We start from the raw sequence: 19,707 nt of genomic DNA on the forward strand, positions 1-19,707 counted from the left end.
CGGCCGGCCCGGTACGCCTCGGCGGCTCGCCCGCCCCGATAGGGCCCGGTCCGCGTGCCGACGCCCCGGGCCCGCAGCCGCGTGCGCAGGCCGGTGCGGCCACGAACTGGGTGCGTCCGCCCGGCGCCGCCACGGCCGGTGTGCCGTCGCAGGGTCCGGCGGCCGGCGGCGCGACGGAGGGTCCGGCCCGCGGTGAGGCCGCGCCGCCCGCCCCGCCCGAGGCCCCGACCGCCGAGCCGGGCCGCTGGCGCCCCTGGCGGTTCCGGATGTCGAACGACGTCTGGGGCACCCCCGCCGTCGCCGACGACCTGCTGTACGTCACGTCCTTCGAGGTGCACGCGCTCGATGTGGCCAGCGGGCGCCGCACGTTCAAGACCCGTGACGTCGCCTGGGCGATGGCGGTCGCGGACGGCCGGATCCACGCCTCGGACGGCCCCAGCCTGTACGCGCTGGACGCCAAGGACGGCAGCGACCGCTGGCGGCTGAGCACCGAGGGCTGGGTCTACGCCCTCACGGTCGACCACGGGACGGTCGTCACCAGTACCCGCGGCGGCGGCGTCCAGGCGTGGGAGGCCGGGACCGGCGAGCTTTTGTGGGAGACCGGTGGCGTCCAGACCGACTTCGAGAGCGCCGAGGCCGGGCCCGTGGTGCACGACGGCACGGTGTTCCTCTGGGCCGACGCGCGGCTGAAGGCGCTGCAGGCGCGGACCGGCGCCGAGCGCTGGTCGTACCCGATCGGCGACGCGGCGGCCTGCGGCGGGGTGCCGATGCGGCTGCTGCCTGCGTCGGACGGCACGGTCTACGTGGTGGCCGGCACCCGGGTGCTGGCGCTCGACATCGCCCGCGGCGACGTGCGCTGGCACTTCGAGGCGCCCGCGGTGTTCCTGAGTCCGCCCGCCTTCGCGCCCGGCCCGGCCGTCACCGGCGGCGGGGTCTATCTGGCGGACTACCTCGGCACGGTCTACGCGCTGGACGCGGCGGACGGCCGCGACCGCTGGCGGATCGCCACCGAGGCGCGGCAGTCCACCGAACCGGTGCTGGTGGCGCACGGCGCGGTCCATCTGGGCAGCGGCAAGGCGCTCTACACCCTCGACGCGGTCACCGGCACCCCGCGCTGGCGGTTCCAGGCCGGCGCCGAGGTCGTGGGCGCCCCGGTCGTCGCGGAGGGCCGGGTGCACTTCGGCTCGGCTGACCACTGCCTCTACACGCTCGACGCGATGGGCGGCCAGCTCCGCTGGAAGCTGGAGACCGGCGGCGAGATCACCGGCTCCCCGGTGGCGGTCGGCGGAGTGGTCTACGCGTGCAGCAAGGACCGCTGCGTGTACGCGCTGGACGCGGCCAAGGGGACGGGGCTGGCGCGGCGTTCGTGACGCGGCGGCCGTGCGGGGCGGTGCCCCTGGCGGCCCGTGCCGTGCGGCGCCGCCGTGCGTGCCGCCACTGCCGCCCGGACGTCTACTGACGCTCCTCCGGGGGCTGTTCGGGTTCCTGCCGGGGAGGCGGCTCGGGCTCCTGGCGCGGCTGCGGCTCCTGCGGCGCCCCCTGTCCGGGCTCCTGCGGCCGCCGCTGCCGGTGTTCCCTGCCCCATTCCACGGGAGGCGTGGGGGGCTGGCGGTGGGCCGGCATGGTCGGCGGTGGCGGAGGTTGCTGCTGCGGCTGTTGGGGCTGTGGTGGTGTCTGCTGCCGGGTGGGCGGAGGCGGCGGGGTCACCGGCTGGGGAGCGGTGGGGGTGTCGTCGCCCGGCCCGTGGGCGCCGGCGCCGTGGCCTGTGTGGGCGGGGCCCGCCGGCGGTCCGGCGGGGGTGGGGCCGGTCGGGTACGGCTCCGGGTTCCACCCCTCGGCGCCCGGGCGGCCCTCGTCCCAGGGTTCGGGGAGCCCCGGGGGATAAGGGGTGCCCTGGTCGTAGTGGGTGGGGGCGTCGTAGCGCGCGTCGTACGGCGGCCGTGCGTAGTACCCGTCGTCGTATCCGCGGTCGTCATGGCGCCGGTCGTCGTACCCGCGGTCGTCGTAGCCCCGGCCGCCCTCGTCGCGGTCCAGGACCCGGCGGCCGCGGCCCCGCATGATCAGGGCGCCGAGCAACAGCAGGAAGCCACCGCCCAGGGCGTTGGCCACGCCCACGCCCAGACCGCGGGCGCCGGCCGTCAGCTCGGTGGCGGCCTGCCCCTGGCGGACCATCCACAGGACCGTGAAGCCCAGCACCACCAGGCCCGCGAGGGTGACCAGCAGCCGGGAGCGCAGGGCGACACCGATCAGCGTCAGCAGCGCGGCGAAGGCCATGGGGAGGAGGAGGGAGCCGAAGAGCGCGGCACCGTTGCCGGTGAGGCCGTGGAAGAGGTCCTCGATGCGGAAGTCGATTCCGTGACGGCCGTCGTACCAGGGACGGAAGGGGCTCCAGACGGCGGCCGCCGCTCCGATGAGGGCGATCAGCGACCCGAGAACGTTGCGCACCACGGGCGTCGCCTCGCTTCGGGTCGTCCGGTCGTCCTCCGTGACCGACGCTACGCCTGGGTGTGCGCGCCCGCGAGACAAGTACGCCCGCCCGCGTGGCCGGTGCCGCTCCGGGGTGTCGGCGGCGCTTGCTAGGGTGCCGTGCACGCGTCAAGCCACGGGGTGGCGGCGAGGTCGGACGTTTTCACGGGGGATCGAGCGGAGCATGAAGCAGCGCACGCGCACGGGCACGGCCGGACGCGGGGGCGCCCGCAGGGGGAGCAGAGCGGTGGCCGCGGCCGCCCTGACCCTGGTGGCGGCCACCACTCTCAGCGGCTGCCTCCTCCCGCGGGCGCACCCCGTGATCCTGCCGCCCTCCCCGTCGCCCACGTCGAGCGACGGCTACGACCCGGACGCGAGCCCGTCGGAGGAGACCGGTTACTCGCCGTCGCCGGCCGAGGAGACCTACGACCCGGACGGCCGCTCGGACGTCCGCGGCAGCGACTGCGACTTCTCCAATTCACTGCGCCAGTTCACGTACACGGTCTCCATCACCAACCCGTCCACGACGGACTCCTTCTCCTACGACATGGCCGTCAACTGGATGAAGGCCAAGCCGGCCGACGGCAAGGCGTACGGGCTGCACCAGCGCTCGATCGTGGTCGGCCCCGGGGACACCGAGACGTACACCGCCAAGTACACCGTCAACCAGTCCTCCATCGGCCAGTTCTGGTACACCTGCCAGATCACGCGGGCGCACAAGACCCGTATGTGAGGCGCCGCCCGCCGGGTGTCCCCGGGGGCGGTCCCGGGGTCACCTCACCAGGGGGCCGTCGTCGGTTCCGCCGGCCGGGTGGCCGGGCCGTTTGCGGGCGGCGAACAGCTCCGCCTGGCGGTCCGGGGGCAGGTTGCCCAGCGCGATCAGCTGGGGGGCGTGGGCCAGGGCCGGTGCCGCGGCCGCCTCCCGGGCCGCCCACAGGGCGCGCACGGTGCCCTGGACCGCCTCGGTCGGCTGGGCGGCGAGCACGGCCGCGCGGCGCAGCGCCACCTCGGCCGCGGCGCCGGGCGCGGTCAGCTCGGAGACCAGGCCGATCGCGTAGGCGCGGGGGGCGCCCAGCCGCTCCGCCGTCCCCATCAGGGCCAGCCGGGCGCTCTCCCCGTAGGGCATCCGCTGGGCCAGGTAAACGGACTCGTAGGCGCTGACCATCCCGTAGGTGGTGTGCGGGTCGAAGAAGGTGGAGTTCTCCGACGCGATGAGGAACTCGCACTCGCCCAGCAGGTAGAAGGCGCCCCCGCAGGCCATTCCGTCGACCGCGGCGATCACCGGTTTCCACAGGTCGTTGGCCTTCGGGCCGATGTGCAGCAGCGGGTCGTCCAGGGAGAACGGCGAGGTGGGCTGGGGGACGTGCGCGGAGCGGTCGAGTCCGGTGCAGAAGGCCCGGCCGCCGGCGCCGGTGAGCACCGCGGCGCGCACCGCGTCGTCGTGGCGCAGCGCCCGCCAGGTGGCGGCGAGTGCGGCGGCGGTGTCCAGGTCGAGGGCGTTGTGCCGGTCGGGCCGGTCGAGGGTGACCAGCGCGACCCCGTCCTTGACGGCGGTGTGCAGGGTCATGGCCGCTCCAGAAGCCAGCGGGGCACGGTCATGCCCTCCGGGAGGGTGTGGAAGGCGGCCTTGACCGGGGCGCCGATGCGCAGCCGGGCGGGGTCCACGGAGTTGAGGGGGGCGTCGGCGGCGGTGACGAGGTTGCCGACGAGGCGGATGCGCGGGGCCTCGGCCAGCTCCACGACGATCGCGTTGTAGCCGGGCAGGGCGGCGTACGCGGGCAGCAGCGGCGGGTGCGGCAGGACGTAGGACCAGATGCGGCCGCGGCCGCTCATCCGCTGCCAGCGGGCGGCGAAGGACTGGCAGTGCGGGCAGCAGGGCCGGGGCGGGAAGCGCAGTGCGCCGCAGCCGTCGCAGGCCTGGATCCGCAGCTCGCCCCGGGCCGCGTACTCCCAGAACGGGGCGCCGTCCTCGTCGGGGACGGGGAGCAGCAGGCGCTCGCCGCTGTCGCTGCCGCCGGGCCGGTTGTCAGTGGCGGGTGCCACGCTGGGTGTCATGGCAGCACGCACGGACTCCCGCACGGGCCCGCCGGCGGATTCACCGATGGTCATGGCGTCTCAACTCCTCAGCAGCAGGGCCGAGGTGGGGACGCCCTCGCCCGCGGTGACCAGACAGGTGGCGGCGCCGGGGACCTGCGCGGTGCTGGTGCCGCGCAGCTGCCGGACGCCTTCGGTGATGAGGTTGAAGCCGTGCACGTACGCCTCCGAGAGGCCGCCGCCGCCGGTGTTGAGCGGCAGCCGGCCGCCGGTCTCCAGGGCGCCGCCCTCGGTGAAGGCCGCGCCCTCGCCGCGTCCGCAGAAGCCGTAGCCCTCCAGCGAGAGGGGGATCAGGGGGGTGAAGGCGTCATAGATCTGTGCCACGTCGACGTCCTGCGGGCCCAGGTCGGCGCCCTTCCACAGGTGCCGGGCGGCGGTCCAGGCGGGGCCGGTGAGCGGGTCGTCGTTCCAGTAGTTGACCATGCCGTGGTGCTGGGCGGGCAGGCCCTGGGCGGCGGCGTGGACGTAGACGGGCCGGTGGCGGCAGTCGCGGGCGCGGTCGGCCGCGACCACGACACAGGCCAGGGCGCCGTCGGTCTCCAGGCAGTTGTCGAACAGGCACAGCGGCTCGCTGATCCAGCGGGCGGTCATGTACATCTCGCGGGTCAGCGGGCGCTCGTACATCATCGCGGCCGGGTTCTGGTTGGCGCGGTTGCGGCAGGCGAGGGCGACGTTGAAGAAGTGGTCGCGGGTGGCGCCGTATTCGTGCATGTAGCGGCGGGCCAGCAGGCCGATCTCGTCGGCGGGGCGCAGCAGTCCGAAGGGGCGCGTCCACTGCCCCGGGGTGGGCAGCTGCACCCGGGTGTTCTTCCAGGGCCGCGGTCCCGAGCCGCGCTTGCGGGACCGCCAGGCGACGCCGACGTTCGCCTGGCCGGTGGCGATGGCGGCGGCCAGGTGCGCCACGGTCGCGCAGGAACCGCCGCCGCCGTAGCCGACCTTGGAGAAGTGGGTGACGTCCCCGGCGCCGATGGCCTTGGCGATCTCGACCTCGTCGGTCTCCTCCATCGTGTAGGAGGCGAAGGCGTCCACCTCCGAGGGGGCGATCCCGGCGTCGTCCAGCGCCGCGACGATCGCCTGGCAGGCCAAGGTCTTCTCGGATGCCGGGAGTTGCTTCGCGAACGGCGTCTGCCCGATGCCGGCTATCGCCGTCGCGTCCTTGAGGGTCGCCACCGTCGCCACCTCCGTGGTCGGTCGTCAGTGCTGACAGCGGAGGAGGCTACCGCTAATCTGACGCCCAGTCAGCTAGTGCTGAGGGATGCTCTCTTCGCCGGGAGGAAAGTGCATGCGTGACGACCTGGATGCGCGGGCCGACCTGGAGTACGGCGCCATTCCCCGGCTGGTGCGCGCGGCCGCCCTGCGGTACGGCCCCCGGGAGGCCGTCGTCGAGGGCCGCACCCGCGTCTCGTACGCCCAGCTGGGGGAGCGGGTGGAGCGGGCGGCGGCCGCCTGCATCGCCGCCGGGGTGCTGCCCGGCGACCGCGTCGCCGTCTGGGCGCCCAACACCCTCGACTGGATCGTCTCCGCCCTCGGGGCCGTCACCGCCGGCGCCGTCCTCGTCCCGGTCAACACCCGCTTCAAGGGCGCCGAGGCCGCCTACGTCCTGCGCCGCACCCGCGCCCGGCTGCTCTTCGTCACCGGCACCTTCCTCGGCACCTCCTACGCCGCCTCGCTGCGCCGCGCCGCCCGGGAGGGCACCGGCCGCGGCCCGCTGCCCGGACTCCCGCAGCTGGAGCGGGTCGTGGTGCTCGCCGACGACGCCCCCGCGGACTTCGTCAGCTGGCCGGACTTCCTCGCCGGAGGAGCGGCGGTGCCCGCCGGGACGGTCCGCGAGCGGGCCGATGCGCTGCGCCCCGAGGACGCCTCGGACATCATCTTCACCTCCGGCACCACCGGCCACCCCAAGGGCGCCGTGATCACGCATGCGCAGACCCTGCGCGCCTACGACGTCTGGAGCGAACTCGCCGGCCTGCGGGAGGGCGACCGCTACCTGATCGTCAACCCGTTCTTCCACACCTTCGGCTACAAGGCCGGGATCATCGCCTGCCTGCTGCGCGGCGCGACGATGATCCCGCAGCCGGTCTTCAGCGTGGAGACCGCGCTCGCCCACATCGCCGCCGAGCACATCTCCGTGCTCCCCGGCCCGCCCACCCTCCACCAGCAGCTGCTCGACCACCCCGCCCGGGGCCGCTACGACCTGTCCGCGCTGCGCCTGGTGGTCACCGGCGCCGCCGTGGTCCCGCTGGAGCTGGTCGAGCGGCTGCGCAGCGAGCTGAAGATCTCCACCGTGCTGACCGCGTACGGCCTCTCGGAGAGTTCGGGCATCGTCACGATGTGCCGCCGCAGCGATCCGCCCGAGACCATCGCCACGACCTCGGGCCGCGCCCTGCCCGGCACCGAGGTCCGGGTCGTCGACGCCACGGGCGCGCCGGCGGCCCCCGGCGAGGCGGGCGAGGTCCTGGTCCGCGGCTACCACGTGATGTCCGGCTACTTCGAGGACCCGGCCGGCACCGCCCGCGCCCTCACCCCCGACGGCTGGCTGCGCACCGGCGACATCGGCGTCCTCGACCCGGCGGGCAACCTGCGGATCACCGACCGCCTCAAGGACATGTTCATCGTCGGCGGCTTCAACGCCTATCCCGCCGAGATAGAGCAACTCCTCGGCCGGCATCCGGACATCGCCGAGGTCGCCGTCATCGGCATCCCCGACGCCCGACTCGGCGAGGTCGGCCGGGCCTACGCGGTCCGCCGGGCCGGCTCCCGGCTCACCGCCGACGACCTGATCGCCTGGTCCCGCCGCGAGATGGCCAACTACAAGGTCCCCCGGGAGGTCACCTTCGTCGCCACGCTCCCACGCAACGCCAGCGGCAAGGTCCTCAAGACCCGGCTGCGCGCCGCCGTCCCGGGGCCCGCGCCCGCGTGACCCGCCGGGCGCGCGGACCGGCCCCCGGGCCGCGGCGGCCTACGCCCCCGGGGGCGTCCAGTCGGGCCGGCGGCCGCTGAGCGCCACCACCCGGTCGAGCAGCGGCGCGTCCTCGGGCACGGCGACCGCGGCCCCGAACGGCCCGTCGCCCGTCCCGCCCGCCCCGCCGTCCCCGGCCCAGGCGGACAGCAGCGCATGGCAGACGTCCAGGTCGGCCCGGGCGGGGGCGTAGTCCTGGCCGGTGGCGCGGGCCAGGTCCCAGCCGTGCAGGACCAGCTCGTTGAGCGCGACCCGGCCCGCGACCGCGCCCGGCAGCGTCACCCCGCCCGCCTGGGTCTCCCCCTCCCACGCCCGCGGATCGCGCCAGGCCTCGGTCATCCCGCCGAGGTTGCGGTCCAGCTCGGCCCGCCAGCCGGCCGCCACGTCGGCCCGGGGCCCGGAACCCGGAGCCGTGCCGGTCACCGGCCCGAGGTCCTTGCGCGCCACGTCCTGGAAGGCGCCGGCCAGCCCGACGAGATGCCCCAGGAGATGCCGCACGGCGTAGTCCTCACAGGGGGTGGGCGCCTCCAGCAGCGCATCGTCGGTGTGTTCCCCGAGCCGCGCCACCAGCCGGGCCTGCGCCGCGAGGTCGATCATCTCGGTCATGTCGGTCATCGTCCGGGATCCTTCCGTTCCGAGGGGGCCGTGCCGGCGCAGAGCTGTCGCCGCACTCCCAGTGAAGACTCCGCCCGCCCCCGGAACTCATCGCCACACCGCCCGCGGCTCCCGGCTACTCCGTATACCGCTGCGCGGGCGGCGGTGCGTACCGCTCCCGCAGCGCCGCCTTCAGCACCTTGTCCAGCGGCCCGCCGCGCGGCAGCTCCCCGGTGATCTCCAACTGCTCCGGCAGCTTCTGCACCATCAGCCCGGCCGCCCGCAGATGCGCGGTCAGCGCGTCCAGGGTGAGCGGCGGCGCGGCCGGATCGGCGGGGACCACCACCGCGCACACCCGCTCGCCGCGCTCCCGGTCCGGCAGCCCGATCACCGCCGCCTGCGCCACCGCCGGATGGGTGTGCACCAGATCCTCGATCTCCTGCGCGGAGATGTTCTCGCCCTTGCGGATGATGATGTCCTTGAGCCGCCCGGTGAGCACCAGGTGACCGTCGGGGCGCACGGTGCCCAGGTCGCCGGTGCGGAAGTAGCCCTCGGCGTCGAAGGCCTCCGCGGTCAGCGCCGGGTCGGTGTAGCGCCGGAACAGCATCGGGCCCCGCAGCGTCACCTCCCCGCTCTCCCCGGCGGCGGCCTCGGACCCGTCCGGCCGGGCGATGCGCACCCGCGCGCCCGCGACCGGCCTGCCGACCGTACGGGCGAGCTGCTCATCGCTGTCGTACGGCGTGCCCATCGCGATCATCGGGCACTCGGTCATCCCGTACCCGTGCACGATCGCGCAGCCCAGCTCCCGCCCGGCCGCCCGGTACAGCTCCGGCGGCAGCGGCGCCCCGCCGCCCGACAGCAGCCGCAGCGACGGGATCAGCGGGCCGGCCTGCGGCGTCCCCTGCCGCAGCCGCCGCGACTCGTCCAGGAACGCCTGGTAGAAGGCGGTACTGCCGCCGGCCATCGTCACCCCGTGCCGACGGTAGACCTCGGCCGCCCGCCCCGGCTCGAAGCTCTCCAGGACGACCGCCGGAAATCCGCTCACCAGCATGGCGATGACGTAGTCCGGGCCGGCGATGTGCGCGTAGGGAAAGGCGATCGAGCCGATGTCGTCCGGGGACATCCCCAGCGCGGTCGCCAGCCCGACGCCGCCGGCGATGAGGGTGGCATCGGTGTGCTCGACGCCCTTGGGGGCGGCGGTGGTGCCGGAGGTGTAGTAGATCCAGGTGGTGTCCCCGTCGCCGCCCGGCGCCGGCTCGGGCAGCCCCGCCGGATCCCCCACGGGCAGCCGCTCGCCCACCGGCAGCACCCGCACCCCGTCCCCGGCCAGCGCGCGCACCATCGCGGTGTGATCGAACCCCCGCCACACGCCCGGCACGAGCACCCATTCCGCCCCCGACTCCGCCAGGATGAAGCCCACTTCACGCGCGCGGTGCTGGGGTATGACAGGTATCTGCACGGCCCCGACCCGAGCCAGCGCCAACGAGACGACCACCGTCCCGACCCGACTCGGCAACTGCCAGGCGACCCGGGTGCGGGGGCCGATGCCCAACGCCAGCAGGCCGGCGGCTACCCGCAGCGCCTCGTCGCGTACCTCGTCGAAGGTGACCGTCCGTCCGCCCTCGTCGAAGAACATCGGTGCCCCGCGCGAGGCCTTTGCCCGGTAGTTGACCAGTTCCCACAGCGACTGCACACGGGCGGGTTCGAACACGGCGCGCCTCCTGGGGTGGGCAGGACGGAACGTGATCCGGCCCCGGCGATCTCGCCGGGGCCGGATGGCGCGACTGTAGCAGCGAAACTGACGGATCGTCAGAGTGCTGCGGCCTACTGCTGCGTCTGCTGCTGTATGGCCGCTGGGCCTACTGCTGGGCCACGGGCCGGTGCCGGTCCAGGGTGGTCAGGCCCGCTCCGGGAACGTGATGGCTGCTGTCCGCCAGCGCCGGTGCCGCGGCGGCGCCGGATATGGCGGCGGCCACCGCCAGGGTCACCAGGGCCGTCTTGAGTCGGTTCATGCGTACTCCGGGTGTGAAAGGTTCCGTGGGCGGAGGGGACAGCAGAAAACGCCGCAGGGACCGGTCCCGATGGCTCCCCTCCGTGCCATCGAAACCAGCCCCTGCGATCCCCCGAAACGTCGTGCTCCCGCTCAGAACTACTGCGGGTCCACGATCGGCCTGTGCTTGTCCTTGGCGGACAGGACACTCGGCGCCGGCGCCGAAGACGCCTCCGGCGCGGTGCCCTCGCCGATGATCGGCCGGTGCTTGTCCATCGGCTTCATGACGGGCTTCTGGGTCGGCTGGACGTTGCTCTCTTCTGTGCTCACGGTGACCAACTCCTGTGTATGGGCGCTGTACAGTACGCCTCGCCGGCGACTCCCCCGAGGGCCGCCGGAGAGGTGTACCAGGGCCGAACACCTTACGGTGAGGCCGGGTCACCGAGCCGCTTGCCCCCCGAGGCGGCGGATCGGTTGGTAAGAGAATGGCCGCCGGCGATGAACGATCGATAAACGCCCGCGATTACGTCGCTGACCTGCGGTTACGCGGCGGCCATGGGGGCCAGCAGCGAGCGCACCGTGATGACCTCGGGCGAGCCGAGCCGGTCGTGGATGGCCAGCGCCTCCTGCCAGCACACCCGCGCCCGGCTGGGGTGGCCGATGGCGTGCAGGGCCCGGCCGAGCGTCGTCAGGGCGTTGGCCCGCCACCATTCGCCGCCGATGCCGCGCAGCGTGGTCAGCGCCTGCTCGGCGTGGTTGGCGGCGTCCGCGGGCCGGTTCCCGGCCAGTTCGACCTCGGCGAGCCGGAAGTACGTCATGCCCTCCCAGAACCGCTGCCGGCTCTGCTGGAATATCGTCAGCGCCTTCATCAGCTGAACGGTGGCGTCGTCCAGGCGGTCGGCCAGCGTGAAAGCCAGCGCGAGGGCGTACATGCCGTTGGCCAGGCGGCGTTCGGCGCCGAGCCGGCGGTAGATGGCGATGCCCTGTTCGGCGAGTTCGATGGCGCTGTCCGTGCGCCCGGTGTCCAGATGGACCCGGGAGAGGTTGCACAGCGCGCTGGCCTCGGACTGCTCGTTGTTGTCCGCGCGGAAGGCGCTGAGCGCCTGGTTGAGATAGGCCTCCGCGTCCGCGTGCCGCTTCTGCTCACCGGCGATGATGCCCCGGTCGTTGGGCGCGTTGGACGACGAGAAGGGGTCACCCACGGCCAGCCCGAGCAGCATGGCCGACTTGGCGTGCTCGTCCGCCTCGTCGAGCCGTCCGGCGAGGGTGTGGACGTTGGTGAGCGAGGTGTGCAGCCGGGCCTGGGCGTGCTGGTCCTCGGCGGCCCGGGCGGCCTCCAGCAGCCGCACATTGGCCTGCTCGTACTGCCGGGCGTCGGCGCCGGACTCGGCGAGGTCCAGGGTCAGCAGCAGCAGGTCGACCGAGCGCCGCAGGAAGGCGGGGCCGGTGGCGTGCCGGGCGCAGGCGAGCACGCAGCTGGCCTCGCTGAACAGCCAGGCCAGGGCGTCCTGCCGGTCCGTCAGCTCCAGCCCGGGATAGCTCGTGGTCTCCATGTGGTCGATGAGCCGGTCGCCGGGCCGCTCCAGGGCGTACATCCGGGCGGCCGTCGCCAGATAGAAGTCCAGCAGCCGCGACAGGGCCGCCTCCCGCTCCGAGGGCGGCTGTTCGTCCCGCTCGGCGCAGGCCCGGGCGTAGAGCCGGACCAGGTCGTGGAAGCGGTAGCGGCCCGGGGCGGCGGACTCCAGGAGGCTGGCGTCGACCAGGGACTCGACGAGGTCCTCCGCGGCATCGATGTCAAGGTCGAGGACGGCCGCCGCGGCGGCCAGCGAGATGTCCGGGCCGTCGGCCAGCCCCAACAGCCGGAAGGCCCGTGCCTGGTGGGGCTCCAGCTGCCCGTACCCCAGCTCGAAGGTGGCCTTGACGGCGAGGTCGCCGGCGCGCAGCTCGTCCAGCCGGCGGCGTTCGTCGGCGAGCTTGCTGGCCAGGACGGAGACCGTCCACGTACGGCGCGCGGCCAGCCGGGAGGCGGCGATGCGGATGGCCAGCGGCAGGAAGCCGCAGGCGCCGACGACGGCCATGGCGGCCTGCCGCTCGGAGGTGACGCGCTCCTCCCCGACGATGCGGGTGAAGAGGGTCAGGGCCTCCTCGGGGCTCATCACGTCGAGGTCGATCAGATGCGCGCCGGCCAGGTCGATCATTCGGGCGCGGCTGGTGATCAGCGCGGCGCAGCCCTCCGCGCCGGGCAGCAGCGGGCGGATCTGGGCGGCGTCGCGCGCGTTGTCCAGCAGCGTCAGGACGCGGCGGCCGGCGACGGTGGAGCGGTAGAGCGCGGCGCGCTCCTCCAGGCCGTCGGGGATGGCGGAATCAGCGGTTCCGAGCGCCCGCAGGAAGGCGCCGAGCACCGCCTCCGGCTCGGAGGGGGCCTGGCCGGCGCCCTGCAGGTCGACGTAGAGCTGCCCGTCGGGGAAGTGCTCGCGGGCGGCGTGCGCGACATGGACGGCGAGGGTGGTCTTGCCGACGCCGCCGATGCCGGTGAGCGCGGAGACGGCCATCACGCTGCCCTCGGCGGTGGCCAGTTGCCGGCCGAGGTCGTCGACGAAGGCGCTGCGGCCGGTGAAGTCGGCGACGGTGGCCGGGAGCTGCTGGGGGCGCACGAAGACCTGGTCGCTGGTGTCGGGGCAGTCGTCGATGACGGGCGGTGCGTCGAGCTCGGTGTCGGCGCGCAGGATCCGCTGCTGGAGGTCGGAGAGCGAGGCGCAGGGGTCGACGCCGAGTTCGTCGGCGAGCAGCCGGCGGGTGTCGGCGTAGACGGCGAGCGCCTCGGCCTGCCGTCCACTGCGGTAGAGGGCCAGCATGAGGAGTTCGCGCAGCCGCTCGCGCAGCGGGTGGGCGGCGGTGAGCGCGGTCAGCTCGGAGACAACCTCCGCGTGGCAGCCGGCTTCCAGGTCGAGTTCGAGGCGGGTCTCGGTGAGGGAGAGCCGCCACTCCTCCAGGCGGGTGCGCTGGGTGTCCACGTACGGCCCGGCCAGCCCGGCCAGCGGCTCGCCGTCCCACAGCGCCAGGGCCGTGTCGAGGAGTTCCCGGGCGCGGGTGCGGTCGCCGGAGGCCTTGGCCTTCTCGGCCTCGGCGGCGAACTGCTCGGCGTGGTCGTGGTCGAGGTCCAGCGGGCGGCCGTCCACCGGGCGCAGGGCGTAGCCGCCGGACTCGCTGACCAGGGCCTCGGAGTCGTCGCCGAGGGCCTTGCGCAGCCGGGAGGCGTAGGTGCGCAGCGCGGCGAGCGCGGCGTGCGGCGGTTCGTCGCCCCAGAGGGCGTCGACGAGTTCGGCCGCGGTGGCGGTGCGCCCGCCGCGCAGCAGCAGTGCAGCGAGCAGCGCGCGCTGCTGCGGGGAGCCCGCTGCCAGCGGTGTTGCGCCGCGCCAGGCCCGTACGGGACCGAGCACGGTGAAGCGGAGCCGCTCCCGCCCCGGACCGTCGTCCATGGTGCCCCCCTGCTGTGTGACTCTGTCGCGCTGTACGCACAACCTCGCTGTGCGCAACGGTCAGTCTGCCTTGTCGCGCCCGCTTCCGTCAGTAGGGGTCCCGTCCGTGCACAAAGCCTCCCCGCCTGATCGGGACCGGGGCCGGGGCGGCGCGCCCCGGGGCCACGGATTCGAACGTTCCATGCGCGCTCGGTATTCCCGTCCCCGCCTTCCTCGTTGCTGACGGATCGTCAGATCGGCGCTACCGTATCCGGCATGGCGACCTTCCCCAGGATCATTTCGGTGGATGACCACACGGTGGAGCCACCCCACGTCTGGCGGGACCGGCTCCCGTCGAAGTACCGCGACAGCGGTCCGCGCGTCGTCCGGGCGCCCGTGAAGGAAATGACCTTCGTCGGCGGAAAGTTCGCTCCAAAGATGGGCGCCGCGGGCGACGAGGGGCCGATAGCCGACTGGTGGGTCTACGAGGACCTGCACCGTCCGCTGACCCGCCTGGACACCGCCGTCGGCTACTCCCGCGACGACATCAGGCTCGAAGGGATCACCTACGAGCAGATGCGCCCCGGCTCCTTCAGCGTGCCCGAGCGGCTGGCCGACATGGACGTCAACCACGTCCAGTCCGCCCTGTGCTTTCCCACCTTCCCGCGCTTCTGCGGCCAGACCTTCACCGAGGCCGCGGACCGTGAGCTGGGGCTATTGGGCGTGCGGGCGTACAACGACTGGATGGTGGAGGAGTGGTGCGGCCCGCAGGCGCGGGGGCGGCTGATCCCGCTCACCCTCGTCCCGCTGTGGGACGCGGAACTGGCCGCCGCGGAGGTGCGGCGCAACGCGGAGCGCGGGGTCCGGGCGGTCTGCTTCAGCGAGATCCCGCCACATCTGGGGCTGCCCAGCATCCACACCGACTACTGGGACCCGTTCCTGCGCGCCTGCGACGAGACCGGCACGGTCATCGCCATGCACATCGGCTCCTCGTCGAAGATGCCCTCGACCTCGCCCGATGCCCCGGCCGCCGTCGGTTCCACGATCACCTTCGCCAACTGCTGCTTCTCGATGGTCGACTGGCTGATGAGCGGAAAGTTCGACCGCTTTCCCCGGCTGAAGATCATGTACGCCGAGGGGCAGATCGGCTGGATTCCGTATGTCCTGGAGCGCGCCCATGTGGTGTGGGAGGAGAACCGCGCCTGGGGCGGCGTCGCCGACAAGGTCCTGCGCCCGCCGGCCGAACTCTTCGCCGAGCACATCCACGGCTGCTTCTTCGACGACGCCTTCGGCCTGCGCAACCTCGACGCGATCGGCGTCGGCAACGTCCTCTACGAGACGGACTACCCGCACTCGGACTCCACCTGGCCGAGGTCGAAGGAGGTCGGCGAGTCCCAGATGGGCCACCTGGCCCCGGATGTGGTGGAGCGGATCGTGCGGGGGAACGCGATCGAGTTGCTGGGACTCACGGGGGAGGGGTTGTGGGCGGGGGCGGCTGCCGGCGGCTGAACGGGGGGCCAGGTCTTTGGCCCCTCCGGCATTGAACCGTCGCCCGTCGCCCGTCGCGCCCGTCGTCCGGCCTTCCGGCGGAGTGGCTTTCCCGCGCGTGGTCGCAGCAGAAGCCCCACATCCTGCCCTGGAGAAAATCTGTCGCGGTCAGAGTAGACATCTGGTTCTCAGTGGAGTTAGTGTTTCGTTCGTAGCCAAGACAGCAAAGAGGGCACGGCAGAGATGAACTGCCATGCATGCAGGTCACAGCACGTGTGGAACGGCAGTGGAGCGGCGGGGCCGGAATTAGTGGGTCCCCTCACTGACTGCCGGGCCCAGCGGTCCAAGGGGCCGCAAGCAGTACCGGCAAGTCCAGTAGTACGACCGATTCAGCGAACGAGGTAAGGAGCAGACGCCATCAGGATCGCCCGGGCGAGGAAGAGTGCCGCTCGGGTACCGCAGGCCCCAGATTGGAAGGTGGTCCCCGGTCACGCATTCGCGATCCCCGCACCTCCGCCCTCCCAGGCGGACGAGCGGAAAAAGAAGGCCGGCGCAGTCAGCCGGTAGATGGTGTTGAAAGCTCGGGGTCCGAGTGCCGTACGGCACTCGGACCCCTCGATGCGTCCCCGAAAGAAGAGGTGCTATGCCCCCTAGTAGTCCCCGCACCACCCACAATCTCGACGACGATGACTACCCCGCCTACACCATGGGCCGGGCCGCCGAAATGATCGGCGCCACTCCCGCCTTCCTCCGCGCCCTCGGCGAGAACCGCCTGATCACCCCGCTGCGCTCCGAAGGCGGTCACCGCCGCTACTCCCGCTATCAGCTCCGCATCGCCGCCCGCGCCCGTGAACTCGTCGACCAGGGCACCAAGGTCGAGGACGCCTGCCGCATCGTCATCCTCGAAGACCAGCTCGAAGAGGCCCAGCGCATCAACGAGGAACTGCGCTCCCGCGGCACCACACCGCAGTCGAACGCCTCAGCGTGACCGGAGTCGGCGTTGCGGGGCCGCGTGCCGATCGTTTCCGGGGGTGGGCAGGCTGCTGATCTCGCCTGGTCGCACTGCCGGCGGGGCCGACTTGAGGGCCCCGCCGGCGGCCTGGTCAATGGCGATGCCATGCGAGTGTGCAGCGCCGGAACAGCCGACGGCGGAGCCGTGCGCCGGGCGGGGCGTCATGGGCCTCACTGACGATGTCGGGAAAGCTCACGTCCGCCGGCCGGGGTGAAAGGCCGACGGCCACCAGGGTCCTCCGGGTGCCAGGTGCCGTCGGAAGGCGGCGGGAGCTTCGGTGAAGCGCAGATGGTGGCGGGTGGCACGCAGGTGATGGCGTCGTGGGAACCGGCGGGGATTCCGGTCAGCGCGTGCGGTCTTGGACGTGGCGTCCGACTGGCGGCGTAGGGGGTCGAGGGCTCGTGCTCGTCGATGAGTGGTGCGGCCCAGCCGGCCCGGCCGCCCCGCCCCCAGTGCGATCACCCGCAGGGCTCTGCCCCCACCCCCTTGTCTGATGTCACGTCAGGCACGACGATGTCCCGCGCAATCTATATGACGAACCGTCAGGTATAGCGGGAGGGCGTATGGACGGCGCGGGTGGGGCGGTGTGGCGGCCCGAGGTGGGGCGGCTGGCGTATGGGATGCAGTTGCCGGTGCAGGCGCAGAGCACGTTGTTCGCGGAGGGGTGGGAGCCGGGGGCCGGGCCGGCCGATCTGGTGGCGGTCGCGCGGGCCGCCGACCGGTACGGGTTCGCGTATCTCGCCTGCTGTGAGCACATCGCGATCCCGCGGCGGCTGGCCGAGGCGATGAGCACGGTCTGGTACGACCCGGTCGCCACCCTCGCGCATCTGGCCGCCGTGACGGAACGGGTGCGGCTGCTGAGTCATGTGGCGGTGGTCGGGCTGAAGCATCCGCTGGTCTCGGCCAAGCAGTACGCGACGCTGGACCGGCTCTCCGGGGGGCGGCTGATCCTCGGCGTCGGGGCCGGGCACGTCCAGGAGGAGTTCGAGGCGCTCGGGGTGGACTTCGCGCGGCGCGGGGCCGTATTGGACGAGACGGTCGACGCGCTGAAGGCGGCGCTGGGGCCCGAGGAGTTCCCCGAGTTCGCGGGGGAGCGGTTCGCGTTCGAGGGGCTGGGGCAGGCGCCGCGCCCCGTGCAGACGCCGCGGCCGCCCCTCTGGGTGGGCGGCTCCTCGCCCGCCGCCGTCCGCCGGGCCGCGGAGCGCGGCGACGGCTGGCTGCCGCAGGGGGACCGGCGGGACGCGCTGCCCGGGCAGATCGCGCGGCTGCGGCGGCTGAGGGAGGCCGCGGGGGTCGAGGCGCCGCCGGTGATCGGCGCGCTGGCCGAGTCGCTGTACGTGGGCGAGCCGAAGTGGGCGGTCGGCCGGCGGACGCTGTCGGGGGCGCCGGAGCGGATCGCGGACTCGCTGCGGGAGTACCGGGCGATGGGCGTGGACCAGGTCCAGGTGCGGTTCCGCAGCCGCAGCCGGGTCGAACTGACCGACCAGATGGCCGCGTTCGGGACGGACGTGGCGGCGCTGCTCGACGACTGACGGCCCGGGCGCGGGCGGATGCCGGCGCCCGTCACGCACGGTCGTGCTCATCAATCAGGGGAGTGCAGGTATGGGCAAGCTCGACGGTCGGGTGGTCATCGTGACGGGGGCCGCGCGGGGGCAGGGGGAGCAGGAGGCGCGGCTGTTCGTCGCGGAGGGGGCGCGGGTGCTGCTCGGGGACGTGCTCGACGGGCAGGGGGAGGCGCTCGCCGCGGAGCTGGGGGAGGACGTCGCGCGCTACGTCCATCTGGACGTGACGCGGGAGGACGACTGGGAGGCCGCCGCCGTCGCCGCGAAGGACGCCTTCGGGAAGATCGACGGGCTGGTCAACAACGCCGGGATCCTGCGCTTCAACGAGCTGGTGTCGACGCCGCTGGCGGAGTTCCAGCAGGTGGTGCAGGTCAACCAGGTCGGCTGCTTCCTGGGGATCCGTACGGTGGCGCCGGAGATCGAGGCGGCGGGCGGCGGGACCATCGTCAACACGGCCTCGTACACGGCGCTGACGGGCATGGCGTTCGTCGGGGCGTACGCCGCGACCAAGCACGCGGTCCTCGGGCTGACCCGGGTCGCCGCGGTGGAGCTGGCCGCCCGGAAGATCCGCGTCAACGCGGTGTGCCCGGGGGCGGTGGACACCCCGATGACCAACCCGGCCGCGCTCGACCCGGCCGCCGACCCCGCCGAGTCGAAGCGGGCCGTCGACGAGCTCTACCGGAAGGTGGTGCCGCTGGGGCGGATCGGGCAGCCGGCGGAGGTCGCCCGGCTGGCGCTCTTCCTGTCGTGCGAGGACTCGTCGTACATCACCGGGCAGCCGTTCGTCGTCGACGGGGGCTGGCTGGCGGGGGTCAGCGTCATCTGATGTAGCGTCAGCTCGTCCGGTGGCGGGCCTTGACGCTCCATGCGTGCGCTGGAACAGTCGGCACATCGGATCTGACGATGCGTCAGAAACAGTACAGGGGACGGTGAACCTCCGTGGAATTCGGGCTCTTTGTACAGGGGTACGTGGGCAAGCGGGCCGAGACCGATCCGCTCGCGGAGCACAAGGCGCTGATGGAGGAGACCGAGTACGTCATCCAGGCGGACAAGTCCGGCTTCAAATACGCCTGGGCGTCCGAGCACCACTTCCTGGAGGAGTACTCGCACCTCTCCGCCAACGACGTCTTCCTGGGCTATCTGGCCCACGCGACCGAGCGGATCCACCTGGGCTCCGGGATCTTCAACCCGCTCGCCCAGGTCAACCACCCGGTGAAGGTCGCCGAGAAGGTCGCCATGCTCGACCACCTCAGCGAGGGGCGCTTCGAATTCGGCAGCGGGCGGGGCGCCGGCAGCCACGAGATCCTGGGGTTCCTGCCGGGCATCACCGACATGAACCACACCAAGGAGATCTGGGAAGAGACCATCGCCGAGTTCCCGAAGATGTGGCTCCAGGAGGAGTACCCGGGATTCCGGGGCACCCACTGGCAGCTGCCGCCCCGCAAGATCTTCCCCAAGCCGTACGGGGCCTCGCACCCGGCGATGTGGTACGCGGCCGGCTCGCCTTCCTCGTACGCCATGGCGGCGAAGAAGGGCCTGGGCGTGCTCGGCTTCAGCGTGCAGAAGGTCTCCGACATGGAGTGGGTGCTGGAGCAGTACAAGACGGCGATCCGGGACGCCGAGCCGATCGGCGACTTCGTCAACGACAACGTGATGGTGACCTCGACCGCGATCTGCGCCGAGACGCACGACAAGGCGGTGGAGATCGCGGTCAACGGCGGGCTCAACTACCTCCAGTCGCTGGTCTTCCGCTACCACGACACCTTCCCGCGGCCCGACGGCATCCCCGAGTGGCCCGAGCTGCTGCCCGACTACACCACGGAGGTCATCGAGCTGCTGATCGCCGAGGAGCTGATGATCTGCGGCGACCCGGACGAGGTGCTCGGGCAGTGCCGGCGCTGGGAGCGGGCGGGCGCCGACCAGCTGAGCTTCGGGCTGCCGATCGGGATCCCCTACGAGGACACCATGAACTCGATCCGGCTGATCGGCGAGCACGTGATCCCGAAGATCGACACGGATCCGGTGCACCGGACCACCCGGTTCCGCACGACCGCGGGCAGCTGACGCCCGCCGGCCGCGCTCCG

General features: G+C 73.1%; 17 protein-coding genes. 8 read left to right on the top strand and 9 right to left on the bottom strand.

Features of this window, described 5'->3' with window-relative positions:
• Window positions 1-1,370: outer membrane protein assembly factor BamB family protein (locus IEY78_RS28385; protein ID WP_189103055.1), on the top strand; the 1,370-nt coding region annotated here is incomplete at its 5' end.
• An 82-nt stretch (window positions 1,371-1,452) separates the two neighbouring features.
• Here IEY78_RS28385 and IEY78_RS35045 read toward each other — a convergent pair.
• Window positions 1,453-2,448: a hypothetical protein gene (locus tag IEY78_RS35045; protein WP_189103056.1), complete on the bottom strand. Its 996-nt coding sequence runs from the start codon at window positions 2,446-2,448 to the stop codon at window positions 1,453-1,455.
• Window positions 2,449-2,650: 202 nt separating this feature from the next.
• Between IEY78_RS35045 and IEY78_RS28395 the strand changes: the two genes are divergently transcribed.
• A complete protein-coding gene (locus IEY78_RS28395; RefSeq protein WP_189103058.1) occupies window positions 2,651-3,199 on the top strand; it encodes a hypothetical protein in 549 nt (182 codons plus the stop codon).
• Window positions 3,200-3,238: 39 nt separating this feature from the next.
• On the opposite strand, the gene IEY78_RS28400 is transcribed toward IEY78_RS28395, so the two are convergent.
• From IEY78_RS28400 to IEY78_RS28410, 3 genes are read right to left on the bottom strand one after another with little or no spacing between them, the layout of a single operon-like run.
• Window positions 3,239-4,033: an enoyl-CoA hydratase/isomerase family protein gene (locus IEY78_RS28400; protein ID WP_189103060.1), complete on the bottom strand. Its 795-nt coding sequence runs from the start codon at window positions 4,031-4,033 to the stop codon at window positions 3,239-3,241.
• Window positions 4,030-4,575 (bottom strand): Zn-ribbon domain-containing OB-fold protein, encoded by a 546-nt coding sequence (locus IEY78_RS28405; RefSeq protein WP_373294265.1) that lies wholly within the window; start codon window positions 4,573-4,575, stop codon window positions 4,030-4,032. The genes IEY78_RS28400 and IEY78_RS28405 overlap by 4 nt, the downstream gene beginning before the upstream one ends.
• A 6-nt stretch (window positions 4,576-4,581) precedes the next feature.
• A complete protein-coding gene (locus IEY78_RS28410; protein ID WP_189103062.1) occupies window positions 4,582-5,730 on the bottom strand; it encodes a lipid-transfer protein in 1,149 nt (382 codons plus the stop codon).
• Window positions 5,731-5,842: 112 nt separating this feature from the next.
• Here IEY78_RS28410 and IEY78_RS28415 point away from each other — a divergent pair, with 112 nt between their 5' ends.
• The gene (locus IEY78_RS28415; RefSeq protein WP_189103064.1) at window positions 5,843-7,480 is read left to right on the top strand and encodes a FadD3 family acyl-CoA ligase; all 1,638 of its coding nucleotides are present in this window, start codon (window positions 5,843-5,845) and stop codon (window positions 7,478-7,480) included.
• A gap of 39 nt (window positions 7,481-7,519) precedes the next feature.
• Here the strand turns inward: IEY78_RS28415 and IEY78_RS28420 are convergent, their stop codons facing one another.
• From IEY78_RS28420 to afsR, 5 genes are all read right to left on the bottom strand, one after another.
• Window positions 7,520-8,125 carry a TIGR03086 family metal-binding protein gene (locus tag IEY78_RS28420; RefSeq protein ID WP_189103142.1) on the bottom strand — a complete coding sequence of 202 codons (606 nt, stop codon included), beginning with the start codon at window positions 8,123-8,125 and terminating at the stop codon, window positions 7,520-7,522.
• 124 nt (window positions 8,126-8,249) lie between these two features.
• On the bottom strand, window positions 8,250-9,824 hold the full coding sequence (locus IEY78_RS28425) for a class I adenylate-forming enzyme family protein (RefSeq protein ID WP_189103066.1): 1,575 nt from the start codon (window positions 9,822-9,824) through the stop codon (window positions 8,250-8,252).
• Between the two features lie 148 nt (window positions 9,825-9,972).
• A complete protein-coding gene (locus IEY78_RS28430; RefSeq protein ID WP_189103068.1) occupies window positions 9,973-10,125 on the bottom strand; it encodes a hypothetical protein in 153 nt (50 codons plus the stop codon).
• Window positions 10,126-10,262: 137 nt separating this feature from the next.
• Window positions 10,263-10,433, bottom strand: a complete 171-nt coding sequence (locus IEY78_RS28435) for a hypothetical protein (protein ID WP_189103070.1) — start codon at window positions 10,431-10,433, stop codon at window positions 10,263-10,265.
• Window positions 10,434-10,645: 212 nt separating this feature from the next.
• The gene (gene afsR / locus IEY78_RS28440; protein WP_506417103.1) at window positions 10,646-13,624 is read right to left on the bottom strand and encodes an SARP-family global regulator AfsR; all 2,979 of its coding nucleotides are present in this window, start codon (window positions 13,622-13,624) and stop codon (window positions 10,646-10,648) included.
• A gap of 213 nt (window positions 13,625-13,837) precedes the next feature.
• Here afsR and IEY78_RS28445 point away from each other — a divergent pair, with 213 nt between their 5' ends.
• The 5 genes from IEY78_RS28445 to IEY78_RS28465 all read left to right on the top strand — a co-directional run bounded on the left by IEY78_RS28445 (window position 13,838) and on the right by IEY78_RS28465 (window position 19,687).
• Window positions 13,838-15,070, top strand: coding sequence for an amidohydrolase family protein (locus IEY78_RS28445; protein WP_189103074.1), 1,233 nt, complete (start codon window positions 13,838-13,840; stop codon window positions 15,068-15,070).
• Between the two features lie 622 nt (window positions 15,071-15,692).
• A complete protein-coding gene (locus IEY78_RS28450) occupies window positions 15,693-16,037 on the top strand; it encodes a MerR family transcriptional regulator (RefSeq protein WP_189103076.1) in 345 nt (114 codons plus the stop codon).
• Window positions 16,038-16,624: 587 nt separating this feature from the next.
• Window positions 16,625-17,593, top strand: a complete 969-nt coding sequence (locus tag IEY78_RS28455) for a TIGR03619 family F420-dependent LLM class oxidoreductase (RefSeq protein WP_189103078.1) — start codon at window positions 16,625-16,627, stop codon at window positions 17,591-17,593.
• 70 nt (window positions 17,594-17,663) lie between these two features.
• Complete coding sequence (locus IEY78_RS28460) at window positions 17,664-18,449, top strand: SDR family NAD(P)-dependent oxidoreductase (protein ID WP_189103080.1); 786 nt, start codon at window positions 17,664-17,666, stop codon at window positions 18,447-18,449.
• A 113-nt stretch (window positions 18,450-18,562) separates the two neighbouring features.
• Window positions 18,563-19,687, top strand: coding sequence for an LLM class flavin-dependent oxidoreductase (locus tag IEY78_RS28465; protein WP_189103082.1), 1,125 nt, complete (start codon window positions 18,563-18,565; stop codon window positions 19,685-19,687).
• Window positions 19,688-19,707 lie beyond the last annotated feature (20 nt).

This window comes from Streptomyces kronopolitis (assembly GCF_014646275.1).
Classification (GTDB): Bacteria; Actinomycetota; Actinomycetes; order Streptomycetales; family Streptomycetaceae; genus Streptomyces; species Streptomyces kronopolitis.